Raw genomic sequence first — 18,428 nt, forward strand, 5'->3', positions numbered from 1 at the left:
CTAGAAATGAAAAAATTAAATTTATTTACAGAATTGTGCGGAATCATTTTAGGCGCAGGAATCTACGGATTAGCTGTGACAGGAATCAATATTCCATCTAAGCTGGCAGATGGTGGGGTTACTGGTATTGCTTTGCTCTTGCATAATCTTTTTGGATTCGCTCCTTCTGTCACTTCACTGCTTTTTAATTTACCTTTATTGCTTATCTCATTGTTTCTTTTTGGAAAACACGCTTTTCTCCGGACGATCGTTGGAACATTTGCGCTAGTTTTCTTTTTACATTTATGGGAGAGCCTTCATATACATTTTGCTGTAGATAGTCTACTGATCAATAGTTTGATGACAGGTATTCTTTCTGGCATTGGTTGCGGTCTCGTCTTTCGATTCGGCGGAAGCACAGGCGGAACAGATATCATTTATCAAGCCATTGAAAAATATTTTCATATTAAGATTGGCAAAAGTCTTTTCTTGATTACTTTTGGTATTTTAGTTGTCTCCTTGCTTTATTTGGATCTCACACATTTTCTGTATACATTACTTAGCTGTTCTATTCTATCTTATACATTGAATAAAGTGAAGTATCTGGAAATTGGATCTGTTTTGCCCCAATTGGAAGCAAAACAGACTACAGAAACATTTGAACCACTTGACCCTCTTGAACAGTTAGAGCACTGATTCTTATTTTTCACTACTTTATTTAATTTACAGAAATATCATTATGTAAACTAAAATGATATTATTCAGTAAAATCTTCTTTATAAAAATAAAAAATAAACTATTTTTGCAAACGATCTGCGAAAATAGTTTGTTTTTTTATTTTGTCATTATTTTCTTACTTATTGGGAGAAAAAATTCGCTTAAACTCAAAAAAATCTGAGGATACGATATAAACTTTCGGATAGAGTATAAAATAAGGAAACGCCGCAGCGTTTCCTTTCCAACTGTAGCCGAATATAAATTTGTATATCACTTATTTAAAATAGCTATTTTCTTCCAAAGAGTTTCCTTGATCATCGATCAATCCTTGTAATGAGCGTTCTAAGATACCATGGCTTTTTTTCGATTTTTTTTCTTCTGACTGCTTTGTTTCCTCTAACGTTTTTGTTCGATTGAATGTCCGTACAGACGGCTCACCATTTCTTTTTTCTTGATACGGCGTCGGTTCTGTATCGAACAACAGATAAGAGTCATCCGTTTTTTTCATCGATTCGATTAAATGATCCTCAGAAATTTTGCTTTCTCTAGGGTCTGGAATAATCGATGCGGGTACATATTTAGGAACAAAATAAGAACGCTCCCGCACCTTCGTGTCAACAGATGCGTTTCGTGTAGTATGCTTGGACTCTGTCCTTGTTTCACTTTGTCTGACAGAACGAGAGGAATCACCAAAAAGTTTTTTTCGTCCTGTCGATGTGATTTCTGATTGGTAATGGCCGGTATAATCCGGTAATTTTCCTTTATGCTTTTCCAAATTTTCCTTACGCGGAGCTGACTTCAATCCATTTGTTGCACGACGCTTGCGACGGATTTTCTCGGTGTTCGTGTTCGTAAAATGAAATTCTTTCATCTGCTCAAACGGGGACTGATTCTGTTCAGTCAAAAGATCTTCTTGTCCGTCAAATAATACTCGCTTCTTGTCGTTGGTTAATTTTACGCCTAACTCATCATCGTACGCAGGAAAACGGAAATGTTTTCGTCTGATTTCTTTCATTCAAACCATCCTTCTCAAAAATGGAACTTTTCTCAATAATAGCACAGTTTCATTGTTTTCAGTAGCAATGCGCTGATTATTTTAAGAAAATAGCGATGAATTTCATAAATATATATAGTAATAAGACTTAATTCGTTGTCTCTCTGATAACTAGTTCAGGAAAAAAACGACGATAACCTTGACTCGCCCCTTTTTCTTCTATTTTTTTTAACAACATTTCTCCACATACTTCACCCATGCGTATAATATCTTGCTTGATCGTTGTCAATTTAGGTGAACTGATTTGGTCTAAAAATACCCCATCAAATCCAATCACACCAAATTCTTCGGGCAAGTGTCCTCCAGCATTTATAATCCCTCTTACTGCTCCTAGTGCTAGCCGATCTGAACTACATACAAAACAAGTTTTATCTGTAAAATCTGCCCAGTTTTCTGTCATATATCTTTCTACTTCTGTCGAATGATTTGGAAACCGCAAGATTTTACTAGGAAGATCAGCTTCCTTCATCACATATAAATAACCAGTTTCCCTTGAAATTTCAAAAGGCTCGTCCACTTCGATACCGATATAAATAATCGTTTGATAATCTCTTTCTAAGGCATATTGCGTTGCTTTTGCTGTACCATATTCATTATCGCTGTCTACATAATCATATCCTTCAGAATTTTCCCCAAACAAGACAACTGGTTTTTCCAAACGGTCGATCCAATCGAAGTCTTTTTTTCTGACACCTGTGATGATGTATCCATCACAAGAACCGACGTCGAAGGCATCATTTGTAACTAATTGGAGAGAATAATGCGCTTTACCGATCCGTTTAGCGATTCCCATCAGCAAATTCATGTAATAGGGCTCAGTTGTGTCGATTTCTTCCAGTATAAATAATTTGATGATCTGCGACCGATTCGTGACAAGTGCTTTTGCAGCAATATTTGGACGGTAATCCAGTTCAGCCATTGCTGAGAAAACTAACTCTTTCAATTCGTCAGTCACCTGTTCCGGATGATTGATGACTCGAGAGACCGTCATTTTTGAAACATTGGCACGTTTTGCAACATCTGCTAAAGTGGGCATGCTCTCTTCCTTTCTAACATGTTGTCATTCTTACTATCAATTATACCAAATTTTCCTAACAGAGTTCATTATAGCCCAAAATAAAAAACGGAAAATCCTCTATCGTCATGAGTGATTTTCCGTTTCAATTATTTATACTTTTTTATCAAATTTTTTGCTAAAAAAGTGGAAGCTTCTTCCATTAGTGGTATTTGTACCATATGTCGCTGTGTTTTTGAGGAACGAAAAACAATTTCTTTTCCGTAAGACTTATGCCGGTTTTTTTCTACAAATCGTTCCGTTTGTATATAAGGAATTTTTTCGTCAGCTTGTCCATGCCAAAAGAACAGAGGACGTCCAGCTAACTTTTCCGGCTGCAATGACAAATCATAGCTCTTAACCCATGAAATCAAATCAAAATAGTCTTTTGGTACGACATAATTATATTCCGATGCGCGCCTTACGATTTCTTTTCCATATTCCAAAGGTGCAGGGGAACCCATCAAACACACGCCCGCTACTATATGAGGATGTTTAGCCAACAAGGCGCATGTTGTCATTCCCCCCATCGAAACCCCGCCAACTGCAAGCTGATCATGTAGAAGACCTCTTTTTTCTAAATGCTTGATAAGTGTGTCAAATTCAAACAGATTTCCGTAGATACTATCCCAAAATGTATAGGATGGAATAGAAGAAACCGGCTGTTTGCGCTCCCCATGATTCATCGCATCTGGCAGGATCACACGAATGCCCTGCTGCGCAATTTTTCTTCCTTGCGTCAAAACTAACTCCTTACTTGTCTGCCATCCGTGATAATAGATGACAACGGGAATACGTTCCTCTCTTAATTCTTTCAGAACAACTTCTAACACTGGAATATGATGGACAGAACGTTTCAATATAATTGGATTCAATTGTTACTCACCTATTTTCATTAAATTTCCTGATCGCCATAGCAACCATGCTCCAACAGTTGTCTGGAACAGGTTCAGTGTACCAAATAATATAAATGCAGGACTGAATGGCTCGGGAAATAAGCACAGAGAACAAAGTCCCACCACTCCTAATGCTAGCGAAAGGAGTGGATAAATAGAAAAATTCAAAAAACTGGCAACGCTACCGAAAATATTACCAATAAACAGTATCAAAAAGAAAAAAACGCTTAAAATTAAACCATCTGTCAGCGACATCTGAAAAACAATGTTCTCTACCTCAATTGGCTGTTGAATCGAATAGACACCTAAGTATATACTGAGAAGGAGACTTAGCACGTGGCTGGCACAAAACACACGATTGACCGTTTTCATTTTAATCACCTAACCTATCTTTATAATTCTATTATAATCATTTTATCATTTTTTTGTATGTATAAAGTTTCAATTTTTCTTCACTTACGATTTTTTTTGATATTGTTGTTATATAAATGAAAGGAGTTTTACAAATGATTGATCCAAAAATGTTGGGGATGATCTTCCTCATTAATTTTGCTTATATCACTCTGAACACGTTACGTTTCATGTTGACAATGAAAGGCTATCGACTGATTGCTCCACTTGTCAGTATGGTCGAGATCACGATTTATATCGTCGGCTTATCCCTTGTTTTAGATCGTTTAGATAATCCACTGAATTTATTTGTCTATGCGTTAGGTTACGCAGTAGGTATCAGTGTCGGAATTTTGATTGAAGACAAATTGGCATTAGGATACATCATGGTCACAACGATTTTGCCAGCAAATAGCGCAGAAGATAAAAGTTTGCCGGGTATACTGAGAGAACACGGTTATGGTGTGACACAGACTTCTGCAATGGGGCTGGAAGGTGAGCGGCTAGTTCTCGAAATACTTTCTCCTAGAAAAAGCGAACGTGAACTGTATCGCCTGATCAAAGAAATCGAAGAGCGTGCTTTTATCATTTCTTATGAGCCAAAATATATTTCAGGTGGTTTCTGGACTAAAAAAGTGAGAAAACGACAAGGAAAATAACTCACAAACTTAAAAACTGTCTAATATCTAAATTAAATTTTAAATGTTAGACAGTTTTTATTTATTATTTTGATTAAAAAACATCGACATATACTCATCAATTTGTTATTATACTTTATATACTTATCAATTTAATTTGGAGATATTATGGAAATTCAACGTAGAACCACTAATTTTTTACATTTAGGCTCTTTTTTTGCAACTTTGACGATCTTATTTTTTCTATGTTATTCATACCTTAAGACCTCACATGCGCCTTCTAGTGCATTAGGCTGGTTGCTTTTGGATCATTCTGATATCACAGAAGCCGAAGAAAATCCGTTTTTTTTGATTTTGTCTTCTCTTTGCGGTTTACTGTTTTCTGTTTATTTCGGTGCCTATTTTTTTCATCGACATCCTGGTACGTTAAACGAAGCTTCAAGCGTATTGATTGCATTTAAAACGTTTTCTTTTTTAGCAATTCTTTTTTATTCGTTTAATCACAATACGCTTTTCTTCTTTATCATGAATGGTTTAGTCGTGATTTTATCCATTTTTACTTATTTTATTTTTTCACTCATTTTTAGCCAATTGAAATGTCCACTCTTCTTTCGATTAGTTCCTGTCACCTGTTTTATTTACAGCTTGTTTTCCTTTTTTGTCCTTGCTTTAATGCCACTGACCAACCCTTCGACGATCCAAGTTGCAGGAAATCTGTTGGATATGCTCTTCATCGTCAGTCTAGGTGTATTTATGTGGCAAAGAAAAAACAAACAAAATAAAAAGCATTTTGAAGCCTGACTATTACGACTTCATAAATGCTTTTTTAGTTTTAAACACTTCAATCTAAAAGAATAACCCAAGATTGGATAAATTATTAATGACTCGCCATTCGTTTCTTAGTGATTCTGGATCATCAAATGGACTTCCTAATCTAATCGGCTAGTTCTTCCCTTAAAATGCCATACTTGACTGAATCATAATATTGATTATTTAAAAATCTGACTTTTCTTATGACTCCTTCCTTTGTCATTCCACATTTCTCACCATTTTTTTGCATTCCTTTGTTTCCAGACCATGTAGTGAATCCAATAGGTGGTAGATAGGCAAAATACTCAAATAATTCTTTTAACCATAAAGGAAGAGAAAGGCTCCTCCTGCAAGAGTCAGTATAATTTTTGCTTACTGCTCTCTTAGGTTTTACTCACTAAAACTGTTCTATATTGCTCCATATTCTTTGATATAAGAAAATGCATGCGGTATAAATTTCTTGCTCAGCTCAGAAAAGATTTGTCGTTTAAGAAAGGCCGTTTCCTCCATTGTCAATGAAGGATCCAATGTTGGTAATTCAATCTCAAAATTGTTTTTTTCGACAATAGGTAATTCTAATGTGAATGATTCTTCTTCCTTTATAGTATTCGTCACAAGTAGAGACTGATGGAAAATACTAGGCCGGCGATTTTTATATTTATTCTTACGTATCCTGTCAACGATAACTTCTATTTGATCAAAAAAGTACGCTTCATTTACGTCTCCAATAAGTTCGGCTAATTCTTTGAATGCCTTCGTTACAGGAAGCTGATTCTTCTGTACAAAAAAGTAATTAGCCAAAGTAAGCGGGAAGTGTTCTATAGAAGAAAGTGTGATAAAACGGTACTTCTCATTTCCTGCAGTTGTCCTCAGCAATTCTGTCTCTCGGCTGTTTCTTACTCCATAAAAATACGCTTCTTTCCGTTCATCTTCGAAACAATACGCCCAAATAACTTCTCCCATCGCTAATTTTTGTTCATCAAAAGAGAGTCTCTTCAATTGTTCAGCTATGGTTTCAGCAGCCGAAATGGTTTGTTGCAAGTAATCTTTAGGATCAAATATTGGAAAGTTCAAATGATATCTTCGTTCTTCCCTCTTGATTAATCTTGCATCGATCAATAGATCAAGAAAATGGGAAAATTTATTTTGCGAAAATTCTTTTTTCAATTCTCTTAGAATCGTTTCTTGTTCTCGATGTTCATATAGATAATCGGTCAATGAAGAAAAAAGCGGATCATCGGTCAGTTTTTGATAAAAGTTTTCCTTATTTTTTGAATAATAATAGTTCATATATGTTCTCTTTTCTATCCGTTTTATTTTACTTAAAAGGCTATTACGTAAAAAGGAGGAAGAACAAGAGTCATAATTGACTGTTATTCTCCTCCATTTCTTCGGCCTTTAGTATGTTCTATGTTTCTTTTTATATCAATCGCTTATCCATTCATTTTGAATGCTTCATACTACCATTTGATTAGCTAAATACAGCCGTCAATTGAGGTACGACTTGTTTTTTACGTGAAACGACACCTTTAAGCAAAGCACGATTGTTGGTCAAAGTTGTTTGGAAAGCTTCTTCTACTTTTTCTTTTCCTTTACCAGCAACAAGTAATTCTGAATCACTGTCTAAGATGTTTGTGACAACTAATACGAACAGATCGTAGCCATTTGCTTTCATTTCATCTTCCATTGCTGCTTCTAGCTCTGCTTGTCGATCCATCACTTCATTAAGGTCCACTGTATTGACTTGAGCGATACGAACGTTGGAACTGCCCATTGGGAAACTTTTTGCATCCAAATCAAGAAGAACCGCAGCTGATTTATCACTTAGATTTGTTCCTGCTTTCAACATTTCAAGTCCATAAGTGTTTAGATCGACTTCAGCGATTGCTGCAAGTTCTTTTGCAGCTGCTTCATCTTCAGGCGTACATGTTGGTGATTTGAACAACAATGTATCTGAAATGATAGCTGAGAGCATGATTCCTGCGATTTCTTTAGGAATTGTTACTTGGTTTTCTTTATATAGTTTTAAAATAATCGTACTTGTACATCCAACTGGTTCTGCACGATAGTACAATGGATTAGCTGTTTCAAAGTTTGCAATACGATGGTGGTCTACTACAGCTAAAATATTTACTTCGCTGATATCTGAAATACTTTGTTGGAATTCATTATGATCCACAAGCATGACATCTGCATTTTCTGCTTTAGCTGACTCTACTACTCGTGGTGCAGATAGCTGAAAGTGGTCTAATGCGTATTGTGTTTCTTCATTAGGTGTACCTAGAGCAACTGCTTCTGTTTCTTTACCTAATTCATTTTGCAAGTATGAAAACGCAATGGCTGCCCCGATTGCATCTGTATCTGGATTTTGGTGACCAAAAACTAAAATTTTTGACATGTCATTCGCTCCTTTGTGATTTCTCCTATTTAATAATAGCAAAAAAACGGAAAGAAGCAATACTTATCTTCTTTCCGATGCGACCTATCGCGTTAAATATTTTGTATACTCTTCTGTATGAAGCAATCGTTTAGCATTTTCGACACGTTCTTTTGTAGGTGGTTCGATCCCTTCTAATGGATATTTCAAACCAAGTGTTTCCCACTTGTATTTTCCCATCGTATGATAAGGAAGAATCTCTACTCTGTCTACATTTGACAAGGTTTGAATAAAGTTGTCTAGTCGGATCAAATATTCATCATAATCACTTCGCTCAGGAACTAGTACATGGCGAATCCAAACCGGTTTGTTGATTTTTGACAAATATTGAGCCATTTCTAAAATATTTTCATTGTCCCAATGCGTTAGTTTTTTATGCTCTTCATTATCGATGTGTTTGATGTCAAATAACAGTAAATCTGTATACTTCATCAATTCTTGAAAACGTGAAAAGAAAGGTTCTTCATACGTAAAAGGTTTTCCGCATGTATCCAATGTAGTATGCATCTTCCGCTCTTTTGCTTTTTTAAATAGTTCAATCAAAAAATCGATCTGCAATAGAGGTTCTCCACCACTAACAGTAATACCACCTTTATCTCCCCAGTAAGGTCTGAAGCGTTCTGCTTTATCTAAAAGTTCATCTGCTGTGTATTCTTTCCCTCCGCCAATATTCCAAGTATCTGGATTGTGACAAAATTGGCAACGCATGCGGCATCCTTGCATAAACACGACAAAGCGCAGTCCAGGTCCGTCTACTGAACCGAAAGTTTCGATAGAATGAACATAGCCGATTGTTTTTTCTTCCATTTAAGTTCACATCTTTTCTTTGATTTCATTTTAAGTACAAGTTAGCTGTCGAAGCGAAGCTTTCTGAACAAAATTTTTCGCAATTGCCGCTTCGTTATGTGTAAAATTTACAGGGACGGAACATACAAGTCCTGCCCCTGTAAATCGTTTCTTTCAAATAAGCATACTGATTATTCGATTTTGATGCGATGGCTATTCAACGTCCTTTCGACGCTAAGTCGAAAAACTTTTTTCACGAACTTTTTACATTCTGTCGTGTGAAGTTCTCATCAAGACATCTAATTGTTGTTCTCTTGTCAAGTCACGGAATTTAACTGCATAACCAGATACCCGGATCGTCAAGTTCGGATATTTCATTGGATTTTCCATTGCATCACGCAATAAATCATTACTGAATACATTGACATTCAAATGATAAGCTCCTTTTGAGAAGTATCCATCTAAGACATTACGCAAGTTTTCGATTCTTGTATCTTGTTCTTTTCCAAGACCTGAAGGATTGATTGTTTGGGTATTTGAAATTCCATCCAATGCACAGCCGTAATTCATTTTAGCTGTTGAGTTCAGGCTAGCTAATAACCCACTTTGTTCCGCATTGTAACTTGGATTTGCTCCTGGCGCAAGTGGTTTTCCAGCTTCACGGCCATCAGGAGTATTTCCTGTATTTTTACCGTAAACAACATTTGAAGTAATCGTCAATAATGAAGTTGTTGGTTTTGAGTTGCGGTAAGTTTTATGACGTTTGATTTGTCCCATGAAGTATTCCAAGATCCATGAAACTAATTCATCTGCACGGTCATCATCATTTCCGTATTTAGGGAAGTCGCCATCCACTTCAAAATCAACTGCTATTCCTTTTTCATTACGGATTGCTTTTACTTTTGCATATTTGATCGCTGACAAGCTGTCTGCCGCATGAGAGATCCCAGCAATACCTGTAGCAAATGTGCGTTGCAAGTCAGAATCCATCAAAGCCAGCTGAGCTGCTTCATAAGAATATTTATCATGCATATAATGAATGATGTTCAACGTATTGACATATAGTTCTGCTAACCAATCCATCATATTCATGAAGTTATGTTTCACTTCTTCAAAGTCTAGTATTTCTGATGTGATTGGACGATATTCTGGTCCAACTTGGGCGCCAGTCACTTCATCGACTCCGCCATTGATGGCATATAATAGTGTTTTAGCCAAGTTAGCACGAGCACCAAAGAATTGCATGTCTTTTCCGACAACTGTTCCTGATACACAGCAAGCAATCGCACAATCATCCGAACCCCATTGTTCACGAAGCTGATTATCATTTTCGAATTGAATCGAAGAACTTTCGATAGCGATTCTGCTAGCATATGTTCTGAATCCTTCTGGAAGGTGTTCAGAATACAAAACAGTCAAGTTTGGTTCTGGTGAAGGTCCCATATTTGTTAATGTATGAAGCAGACGGAAATCATTCTTTGTAACTAATGAACGACCATCTAATCCCATACCTGCAATGGATAAAGTAGCCCAGATAGGGAATCCTGAGAATAATTGGTTATATTCAGGTGTACGCGCGAATTTGACCATACGTAATTTCATTACTAAGTGGTCGATCAATTCTTGTGCTTCTTTTTCTGTGATTACTCCATTATCCAAATCACGTTGGATATAGATATCAAGGAATGCTGAGATACGTCCGATTGACATCGCAGCACCATTTTGTGATTTGATTGCTGCTAAATATCCGAAGTATAGCCATTGGACAGCTTCTTTTGCATTTGCAGCTGGTTTAGAAATATCATAGCCATATTTCGCAGCCATTTCTTTCATTTGCGCTAATGCACGATATTGTTCAGTGATTTCTTCACGTAAACGAATCACTTCTTCACTCATTGTATGATAACCAGTCATATCATGATCTTTTTTCTTTTGTTCCATCAAATAGTCGATTCCATACAATGCCACACGACGATAGTCACCGATGATACGTCCGCGACCGTAAGCGTCTGGAAGCCCTGTAATGATTTTGTTTTTACGAGCAGCACGCATTTCAGCAGTATAAGCGTCAAATACACCTTGATTATGTGTTTTGCGCCAGTCAGTGAAAATATGTGTCAATTCATCGTTTGGTGTATAGCCATTGCTTTTTAGCGCATTGTTAGCCATATTGATTCCGCCGAACGGCATGAATGCTTGTTTCAAAGGTTTGTCTGTCTGTAGACCGACGATTTTTTCCAAATCTTTATCCAAATAGCCTGCATCGTGTGAAGTAATAGTTGATACGATTTCTGTGTCCATATCATAGACACCGTTACGTTCGAATTGGATATCATTTAACTTTTGCAATTCATCCCATAGTTTTTCTGTTGCTTCTGTTGGGCCTTCCAAAAAGCTGTCATCACCGCGATATTCAGTGTAGTTATTTTGAATAAAGTCTCTAGTGTCTACGCCTTCTTTCCATTTGGTACCTTTAAATCCATTCCATTGCTCCATTGTATGGACCTCCTAAATTTCTGTTTTATGTAACAGTTTTTACGTGATTAGTATAACACAGCACCCTATCTTTGCAAGGGTTTTCTTGTTTTTTATTTAACAATTTTTATGTTTTATTTACATATATTTAAATCAACGTTGACATACCAACATTTAAGCATTGTGAACACTTTCATCTTTTTTTGCAAACGTATAAGGATTTATTAAAAATGAATGAAAAAGAGACGCCATCTGTATTAATACAGACGTCGTCTCTTCATTAAAATACTACAACAGTTACGACTCGATGAAAATCTCAGGAGCATCGATAACTTCGATGACTTCTCCACCTTTTTTCTCATCCATCGCAAATGATCCATTCGATGTTCGATCACCTATAGGGAAATCAGTTGGGTCAATCGTTAACTGCTGCCCTTTTTGATTCATCAAGGTTATTTCTTTTGATCTTCCTTCCGACATATAGATAATACGGTGCGGATTTTTTTTCAGCTCACGCATGACCGTCACTCCCCGCTTCGCACGTGAAGTTTGGCTGATTTCTTGAGCAAGCATGCGTTTAACAGCTCCTCGCTGAGTAACGATTACGATCGGCGTATCACCTTCTGCTAACACAAGCAGCCCGTTGATAATCCTATCTCCATCTTTCAAATTCATAGACTTCACTCCAGCTGCCTTTGCTCCAACAACGGGAACATCTGTTAAAGGATAGCGCAAACCCATTCCTTGATGCGTTACTAAGAAAACATCTAAGCCTGGCTGATCTTCTTTCAGATACACAGCAATCAGTTCATCTTCTTCCGCCTTTAGCTTCATACAGCTGAGCGGACGGCTCTTATAGGTGCGCCATGGTTCGAACTCTGTCATTCGTGTTTGCTTGATCAATCCATTCTTGCTGATGAATACAAATGTTTTCTCTGCTTGAATTTTTTGATATGGGAAAACAGCTAAAATCGATTCGTCTACAGACAGATTGGAGATTGTTTGAGAAATGTGCTCACCAGCATCTTTCCATTTCAAATCGGGTAGTTCATGGACAGGGCGGTAGATCACATTTGCTTTATTTGTGATCAGAAGAACATGGTCCAATGTACTCAATTCACCTGAGTATAGCAAGTAGTCGCCTTCTCGCATCCCGATTTCTTCTGGTTTGGAAGCACTATAAGAACGAAGGCTTGTTCGCTTCACATAGCCTTCTCTCGTCACACTGACAATTACGTCTTCTTGTGCCACTAAGACTTGCGTATCAATTTTGATTTCTTCTATTTCGTCTTCGATTGTCGTTAGACGAGCGGAAGAATAATTTTTTTTCACTTCTCGCAATTCTTTTTTCATAACAGAGAAAAGCTCTTTGTCATTTGAAAGGATTTTATTCAACTCTGTGATTTGCGCAATCAAGCTTTCAGATTCCTTTTGAAGCTCTGTGATATCCGTGTTCGTCAAACGGTATAATTGCAATGTGACAATTGCTTCTGCTTGTTCTTCTGTAAATTGAAAGACGTCGACTAAATTCTTTTTGGCGTCTTTTTTGTCTTTACTTTCACGAATCGTTGCGATTACTTCATCCAGAATCGATAAAGCTTTCATCAAGCCTTCTACGATATGCTGTCTTTTTTGAGCTTTGGCTAAATCGAATTGACTACGTTTTGTTATGACTTGCTTTCGATGCTCGATATAACTTCTTAAAATGTCTTTCAGTCCAACTTGATGCGGAGTCATATGGTCGATAGCGACCATATTGAAATTGTAATTGATCTGTAGCTCAGTGTTTTTGAACAAATAATTCAAAATTCCTTGAGCATTGGCGTCTTTTTTCAATTCGACGACAATTTGCAGACCTGTTCTATCACTTTCATCTCGTACTTCAGCTATTCCATCGATTTTCTTATTCAAACGGATCTCATCCATTTTTTTCACCAAGGTCGCTTTATTTACTTCATATGGGATTTCTGTGATCACGATTTGCTGTTTATTACCCTTCATTGCTTCTATCTTTGTTTTCGAACGAAGAATAACTTTTCCTCGCCCTGTTTCATAAGCTTTTTTGATTTCATCTTTTCCTTGCAAGATCCCTCCTGTTGGAAAGTCAGGTCCAGGAATATATTCCATCAATTTTTCAAGGCTTGCTTGTGGATGATCGATCATATAGATTGTGCCATCGATCACTTCAGCTAAGTTATGAGTCGGGATTTCTGTCGCATATCCAGCAGATATACCTGTCGATCCATTGACGAGAAGGTTTGGGTATCGAGCTGGAAGGACTGTTGGTTCTTTTTCTGTATCATCAAAATTCCACACGAGATCGACTGTTTCTTTTTCGATATCTGCTAGCATCTCTCCACTTAACTTGGATAATCTGGCTTCAGTATAACGCATCGCAGCAGGTGGATCACCGTCCATACTCCCGTTATTCCCGTGCATTTCGATCAGTACTTCCCGCAACTTCCAATCTTGGCTCATGCGGACCATCGCTTCATAAATACTGCTGTCACCATGAGGATGATAATTCCCCATGATATTTCCGACAGATTTTGCTGATTTACGGAATCCTTTGTCATACGTATTGCCATCTTTGTTCATGGCAAATAATATCCGGCGTTGCACTGGCTTCAATCCATCACGGATATCAGGCAGTGCACGTTCTTGGATAATATATTTGGAATAACGTCCGAAGCGGTCACCCATCACTTCTTCTAAAGTTAATTCTTGTACTTCTTGTCGATTTTCCATCAGGTGACCTCCTATTCTACTTCAAATAACTGATTGTTTTCATTTTTATCTGCTCGTTCTTCATCTAATAAATCATTAGAAACTGAAGGAGAGATTTCAGTATCCTCTTTTTTATCTAAGATACTGCCATCTTCTTCGAGCGTAAATTGCACGTGATTTTCGATCCATTTTCTTCGAGGTTCTACTTTGTCACCCATCAGTGTGGTTACTCGACGTTCAGCTTGCGCAGCATCATCGATACGGACGCGGATCAGCGTACGGGAAGTCGGATCCATCGTTGTTTCCCACAATTGTTCCGCATTCATTTCTCCAAGTCCTTTATAACGCTGCAGCATATATCCTTTGCCGACTTTTTTAATCATTGCTGCCAATTCGTCATCTGTCCACGCATATTCAATGACTTGTTTCTTCCCTTGTCCTTTGGATACTTTATATAAAGGCGGTAACGCGATATATACTTTCCCAGCTTCAATCAGCGGTTTCATATAGCGATAAAAGAAAGTAAGCAGCAATACTTGAATATGGGCGCCGTCTGTATCCGCATCGGTCATGATGATTACTTTGTCGTAATTACAGTCTTCGATAGAAAACTCAGGACCGACTCCTGCACCAATCGTATAGATCATCGTATTGATTTCTTCATTTTTCAAGATATCTTGCATTTTAGCTTTTTCGGTATTGATGACTTTTCCTCGTAAAGGTAGAATTGCTTGGAACTTTCTGTCTCTTCCTTGTTTAGCAGATCCGCCAGCAGAATCCCCTTCGACTAAATACAATTCATTTTTCTTAGGGTTTCGGGATTGTGCGGGTGTCAATTTTCCTGAAAGAAGAGATTCGCCTTTTTTACGCTTCTTCCCATTTCGGCTTTCTTCTCTGGCTTTACGTGCTGCTTCTCTCGCTTCTCTGGCTTTGATTGCTTTACGGACCAACATCTGGCTCATTTCGCTATTTTCCTGCAAATAAAAGCCCATTTGTTCACTGATGACGTTATCTACTACAGTACGAGCAACTGGCGTACCAAGTTTTTCTTTTGTTTGCCCTTCAAATTGCAGAAGATTTTCAGGTACACGGATAGAAAGTACAGCAGCTAACCCTTCTCTGAAATCACTACCTTCCAGATTCTTGTCCCGTTCTTTCAGCAAACCAACTTTTCTCGCATATTCATTATAAGATTTCGTCATCGCCGCTTTCATACCAGCTTCATGGGTTCCCCCATCTTTTGTCCGAACGTTATTGACAAAAGATAAAACATTTTCTGAATACCCGTCATTGTATTGATAAGCGACCTCTACTTCGATACCTTCTTTTTCTCCTGAAAAATAAACAACTGGTGTCAATGTATCTTTTTCTTCATTCAGATAATCAACAAATTCTTTGATTCCTTCTTCGTAATGAAAAATTTCCTTGACTGGTTCTTCTCCACGAAGATCAGAAAGAGAGATTTTAACGCCTTTTAGAAGAAAGGCAGATTCTCTTAACCGTTCGGCTAAAATTTCATATGAAAATTTTGTTGTACTGAATATTGTATCGTCTGGTAAAAAATGGACAGTCGTCCCGTTTGCTTTTTTTGTTTTTCCTATCTTTTTCAACGTACCGTCAGGTTTACCGCCGTTTTTAAATTTCTGCTGATACTCTACGCCATCTCTAACGATCGTTACAGTTAGCCATTTCGATAAGGCATTTACCACACTGGCTCCTACACCGTGCAGTCCACCAGAAGTTTTGTACCCTCCTTGACCAAACTTTCCGCCAGCATGTAGCACAGTAAAAATCACTTCAACTGTTGGTATTCCGGAAGCATGCATTCCTACAGGCATCCCACGTCCGCTATCTGCAACAGTTATACTATTGTCTTCATGGATGGTCACATCAATCTCACTGCCATAACCTGATAATGCTTCGTCAACTGCATTATCGACGATTTCATAGACTAAATGATGCAAGCCTCGGCTGTCAGTGGATCCAATGTACATCCCTGGTCTTTTTCTAACTGCCTCTAATCCTTCCAATACTTGGATGGACGAGTCATTGTATTCGTTGTTTACTTTTTTTGCCAAGGCAAACGCTCCTTCAATAATACTTTGCGGCAAAACCGCACCACGATTATCATACTAGAAAAGGTCGTGAAAAAAAAGAGGGTAGACGAGAAATCAATTTTAATTATCTCCTAACCGCTTTTTCGACATTCCCCTCTATCGATCATCTCTTCTTTGTGGTCATTTTTATTTTTGGTTTTCTTTCAACTTACCTAGTTCAATCTTAATACAACGATCCATCACGATATCTGTACGTCCTGCTTTTCTTAGCATCTCAGCTGCTTCTTTGTTTTCAATCCCTAGTTGTGCCCAGAACACTTTAGCATCAGTTTTCAAAAAATCATCTGCTACTTCAGGTAAAAATTCACTCCGTCTAAATACATCTACGATATCGATTGGATCATCGATTTCTGTCAAATTCGCATAGACTTTCTCGCCTAGAATTTCTTCACCAGCCAATAATGGATTCACTGGTATGATTTTATATCCATTGTCTTGCAATACCTGTGCAACCATGTAACTTGTTCGTTCTGGTTTATTGCTCAAGCCTACGACGGCAATATTTTTTGCTTCTTCCAAATAGTTGAAAATCGTTTCTTGTGTTGGGTTTTTTACAGACATTTCTGCCACCCCTTGCTTTTCTTTTATTCCATCTATTATACTTGTATCTTTCATTTTTTCAATTGTTCCTGTTACCTATTCATGCTAAAATAAAGGATAGTTTTCAACTTGAAAGAGGGTAAAAAATGAAATTGATCTTATTACTTATTTTAGCATATCTTTTAGGTTCTATTCCTTCCGGTGTCTGGATTGGCAAATTGTTTTTCAAAAAAGATATCCGACAACACGGGAGCGGTAATACTGGAACGACCAATACATTTCGTGTATTAGGCAAAAAAGCCGGGATTGTTGTCCTGCTTATGGATATTTTAAAAGGTACATTGGCTACTTGTTTGCCGATGATCTTCCACCTTTCTGGGATTAACCCTCTTTGGTTTGGGGTATGCGCCATTCTTGGCCATACATTTCCGATTTTTGCTGGGTTCAAAGGAGGAAAAGCTGTTGCGACAAGTGCAGGAATGCTTTTAGGATTTAATCCTGTATTTTTTGTTTATTCTTGTATCATCTTTATCGTTAGTTTATTTTGTACAAGTATGGTGAGTTTGAGCAGTATGATCAGTGCAGTATTGATCACTTTATCTACGATCGTCCTTCCTTATGTAGCTCCTGTGATTTTGGCTAAGCCCAATTGGTTACTGACGATCATTGCCTTTTTAGTTTCTTCCTTTATCTTTTATCGGCATAAAGACAATATCAAGCGTATCAGAAACCATACTGAAAGTCGAATCCCGTTTGGTTTGAATAGCAGCAAGAAAAAATCCTGATACTTTTTCATTCCAAAGAGATAAAACGGGAGTGTGACAAATCGATGTCACACTCCCTTATTACTTACAGGATAGCTTTTTTACACACCTTGGTAAATGGTGTTCCCTGCTAACTTCTCGGTCACAACCTCTTACTTCACTGTGATGGAATATTTTGTCTTGAAGATTTCATGGGCACCTAGTTGATTGATCCCTACTTTTTCCATCAAGTTTCCACTACTGTTCACCGTGTCAGCGATTCCGCACCACGGTTCGATACAAACGAAAGGCGCTTCTTTTGGATAAGGAGACCAGATCCCTACATAAGGCATATCTTTATAGCTTAAAGTTACGCTATGGGAAGATTTTTCACTTCGAATGGCGTACGCATTTAGACCCCTTGTTTCAAAAACCAAGGCATCTTGCTCAAAAAGTTCACGATTCAAAGCCAGATTCGTATTTGTCTGACCTAACGTCTTTTGATCCATATCGATGAATGGGCCTTTCAATGGTAGGCGTAATCTTGATTTCAATGGAGAAAATGCCAGATAGAAATCTTCAAATGACAATCCTTCTTCAAGAGGTACATTGAAAGCAGGATGTCCACCGATAGAAAAGAACATTTCTTTTTCACCGGTATTTGCCACTTGATAATGAACCGTGATGCCGTCTCCTCCTAATTCATAGCTGATCACTAATTCAAAATCAAATGGATACTTTTCTAATGTCTCCGGCGTACTCCTTAAGATGAAACTAGCCATTTCTTGTCCATGTTCAATGACTTCAAAATCCATATCCCGAGCAAATCCGTGTTGCCCCATTTGATATGTTTTCCCTTGATAAACATACTGATCATCTTTTAAACGTCCAACAAAAGGGAATAAAACCGGTGCATGTCTGCCCCAATACGCTGGATCACCTTGCCAGATATACTCTAAACCATGTTCTTTTGATTTCAGACTGATCAATTCCGCACCGTGTTCAGCGATTTCGGCGATCAGCTGGTCATTTTGAATAATAACAGTCATTGCCATTCCTCCAACT

The 18,428-nt window shown here is 37.6% G+C and carries 16 protein-coding genes and 1 pseudogene; 4 read left to right on the forward strand and 13 right to left on the reverse strand.

All coding sequences use genetic code 11. From position 1 onward, the window contains the following. Window positions 1-6: 6 nt before the first annotated feature. Entirely contained in the window at window positions 7-675 is a 669-nt protein-coding gene (locus OS138_RS05725; protein ID WP_002297002.1) for a YitT family protein, read from the forward strand. 295 nt (window positions 676-970) lie between these two features. Here the strand turns inward: OS138_RS05725 and OS138_RS05730 are convergent, their stop codons facing one another. The 4 genes from OS138_RS05730 to OS138_RS05745 all read right to left on the reverse strand — a co-directional run bounded on the left by OS138_RS05730 (window position 971) and on the right by OS138_RS05745 (window position 4,072). Beyond that, window positions 971-1,711 (reverse strand): hypothetical protein, encoded by a 741-nt coding sequence (locus OS138_RS05730; protein ID WP_325069815.1) that lies wholly within the window; start codon window positions 1,709-1,711, stop codon window positions 971-973. A 127-nt stretch (window positions 1,712-1,838) separates the two neighbouring features. Next, a complete protein-coding gene (locus OS138_RS05735; RefSeq protein ID WP_325069816.1) occupies window positions 1,839-2,786 on the reverse strand; it encodes a LacI family DNA-binding transcriptional regulator in 948 nt (315 codons plus the stop codon). Window positions 2,787-2,914: 128 nt separating this feature from the next. Continuing rightward, the gene (locus tag OS138_RS05740) at window positions 2,915-3,679 is read right to left on the reverse strand and encodes an alpha/beta fold hydrolase (protein WP_002289259.1); all 765 of its coding nucleotides are present in this window, start codon (window positions 3,677-3,679) and stop codon (window positions 2,915-2,917) included. Between the two features lie 3 nt (window positions 3,680-3,682). Then, complete coding sequence (locus OS138_RS05745; RefSeq protein ID WP_002297001.1) at window positions 3,683-4,072, reverse strand: hypothetical protein; 390 nt, start codon at window positions 4,070-4,072, stop codon at window positions 3,683-3,685. Window positions 4,073-4,206: 134 nt separating this feature from the next. On the opposite strand from OS138_RS05745, the gene OS138_RS05750 reads away from it, so the two are divergent. Then, window positions 4,207-4,749, forward strand: a complete 543-nt coding sequence (locus OS138_RS05750) for a DUF2179 domain-containing protein (RefSeq protein WP_002289260.1) — start codon at window positions 4,207-4,209, stop codon at window positions 4,747-4,749. A 147-nt stretch (window positions 4,750-4,896) separates the two neighbouring features. Then, complete coding sequence (locus OS138_RS05755) at window positions 4,897-5,529, forward strand: hypothetical protein (protein ID WP_002289266.1); 633 nt, start codon at window positions 4,897-4,899, stop codon at window positions 5,527-5,529. Between the two features lie 133 nt (window positions 5,530-5,662). On the opposite strand, the pseudogene OS138_RS05760 reads toward OS138_RS05755, so the two are convergent. From OS138_RS05760 to OS138_RS05795, 8 genes and pseudogenes are all read right to left on the reverse strand, one after another. Further along, window positions 5,663-5,872: pseudogene (locus tag OS138_RS05760) on the reverse strand (GNAT family N-acetyltransferase); the annotation flags it as partial. Window positions 5,873-5,946: 74 nt separating this feature from the next. Further along, a complete protein-coding gene (locus OS138_RS05765; RefSeq protein WP_325069818.1) occupies window positions 5,947-6,828 on the reverse strand; it encodes a DUF1803 domain-containing protein in 882 nt (293 codons plus the stop codon). Between the two features lie 181 nt (window positions 6,829-7,009). Next, window positions 7,010-7,936 carry a manganese-dependent inorganic pyrophosphatase gene (locus OS138_RS05770; RefSeq protein WP_325069820.1) on the reverse strand — a complete coding sequence of 309 codons (927 nt, stop codon included), beginning with the start codon at window positions 7,934-7,936 and terminating at the stop codon, window positions 7,010-7,012. Between the two features lie 84 nt (window positions 7,937-8,020). Continuing rightward, window positions 8,021-8,782, reverse strand: coding sequence for a pyruvate formate-lyase-activating protein (gene pflA, locus OS138_RS05775; protein WP_002289264.1), 762 nt, complete (start codon window positions 8,780-8,782; stop codon window positions 8,021-8,023). Between the two features lie 243 nt (window positions 8,783-9,025). Continuing rightward, window positions 9,026-11,257: a formate C-acetyltransferase gene (gene pflB / locus OS138_RS05780; protein ID WP_002289265.1), complete on the reverse strand. Its 2,232-nt coding sequence runs from the start codon at window positions 11,255-11,257 to the stop codon at window positions 9,026-9,028. Window positions 11,258-11,533: 276 nt separating this feature from the next. Next, window positions 11,534-13,984, reverse strand: coding sequence for a DNA topoisomerase IV subunit A (gene parC / locus OS138_RS05785; protein ID WP_002296998.1), 2,451 nt, complete (start codon window positions 13,982-13,984; stop codon window positions 11,534-11,536). A gap of 11 nt (window positions 13,985-13,995) precedes the next feature. After that, window positions 13,996-16,041 carry a DNA topoisomerase IV subunit B gene (gene parE, locus OS138_RS05790; protein WP_002306915.1) on the reverse strand — a complete coding sequence of 682 codons (2,046 nt, stop codon included), beginning with the start codon at window positions 16,039-16,041 and terminating at the stop codon, window positions 13,996-13,998. 165 nt (window positions 16,042-16,206) lie between these two features. Further along, window positions 16,207-16,641 (reverse strand): CoA-binding protein, encoded by a 435-nt coding sequence (locus tag OS138_RS05795; RefSeq protein ID WP_002298106.1) that lies wholly within the window; start codon window positions 16,639-16,641, stop codon window positions 16,207-16,209. 125 nt (window positions 16,642-16,766) lie between these two features. Here OS138_RS05795 and plsY point away from each other — a divergent pair, with 125 nt between their 5' ends. Further along, window positions 16,767-17,405, forward strand: coding sequence for a glycerol-3-phosphate 1-O-acyltransferase PlsY (plsY, locus tag OS138_RS05800; protein WP_325069821.1), 639 nt, complete (start codon window positions 16,767-16,769; stop codon window positions 17,403-17,405). Between the two features lie 131 nt (window positions 17,406-17,536). On the opposite strand, the gene OS138_RS05805 is transcribed toward plsY, so the two are convergent. After that, window positions 17,537-18,412 carry an aldose 1-epimerase family protein gene (locus OS138_RS05805; protein ID WP_002296994.1) on the reverse strand — a complete coding sequence of 292 codons (876 nt, stop codon included), beginning with the start codon at window positions 18,410-18,412 and terminating at the stop codon, window positions 17,537-17,539. Window positions 18,413-18,428: the final 16 nt, after the last annotated feature.

The sequence above is a fragment of the Enterococcus sp. E5-37 genome (genome assembly GCF_035726925.1).
In the GTDB taxonomy this organism is placed as follows: domain Bacteria; phylum Bacillota; class Bacilli; order Lactobacillales; family Enterococcaceae; genus Enterococcus_B; species Enterococcus_B faecium.

Excerpts from the sequence above, each read along its gene's own strand:
- OS138_RS05770 (WP_325069820.1), bottom strand. The coding sequence starts at position 7,936 with ATGTCAAAAATTTTAGTTTTTGGTCACCAAAATCCAGATACAGATGCA.
- OS138_RS05735 (WP_325069816.1), bottom strand. The coding sequence starts at position 2,786 with ATGCCCACTTTAGCAGATGTTGCAAAACGTGCCAATGTTTCAAAAATG.
- OS138_RS05745 (WP_002297001.1), bottom strand. The coding sequence starts at position 4,072 with ATGAAAACGGTCAATCGTGTGTTTTGTGCCAGCCACGTGCTAAGTCTC.
- OS138_RS05755 (WP_002289266.1), top strand. The coding sequence starts at position 4,897 with ATGGAAATTCAACGTAGAACCACTAATTTTTTACATTTAGGCTCTTTT.
- OS138_RS05795 (WP_002298106.1), bottom strand. The coding sequence starts at position 16,641 with ATGTCTGTAAAAAACCCAACACAAGAAACGATTTTCAACTATTTGGAA.
- plsY (WP_325069821.1), top strand. The coding sequence starts at position 16,767 with ATGAAATTGATCTTATTACTTATTTTAGCATATCTTTTAGGTTCTATT.
- parC (WP_002296998.1), bottom strand. The coding sequence starts at position 13,984 with ATGGAAAATCGACAAGAAGTACAAGAATTAACTTTAGAAGAAGTGATG.
- pflA (WP_002289264.1), bottom strand. The coding sequence starts at position 8,782 with ATGGAAGAAAAAACAATCGGCTATGTTCATTCTATCGAAACTTTCGGT.
- OS138_RS05765 (WP_325069818.1), bottom strand. The coding sequence starts at position 6,828 with ATGAACTATTATTATTCAAAAAATAAGGAAAACTTTTATCAAAAACTG.
- pflB (WP_002289265.1), bottom strand. The coding sequence starts at position 11,257 with ATGGAGCAATGGAATGGATTTAAAGGTACCAAATGGAAAGAAGGCGTA.
- OS138_RS05750 (WP_002289260.1), top strand. The coding sequence starts at position 4,207 with ATGATTGATCCAAAAATGTTGGGGATGATCTTCCTCATTAATTTTGCT.
- OS138_RS05730 (WP_325069815.1), bottom strand. The coding sequence starts at position 1,711 with ATGAAAGAAATCAGACGAAAACATTTCCGTTTTCCTGCGTACGATGAT.
- OS138_RS05805 (WP_002296994.1), bottom strand. The coding sequence starts at position 18,412 with ATGACTGTTATTATTCAAAATGACCAGCTGATCGCCGAAATCGCTGAA.
- OS138_RS05725 (WP_002297002.1), top strand. The coding sequence starts at position 7 with ATGAAAAAATTAAATTTATTTACAGAATTGTGCGGAATCATTTTAGGC.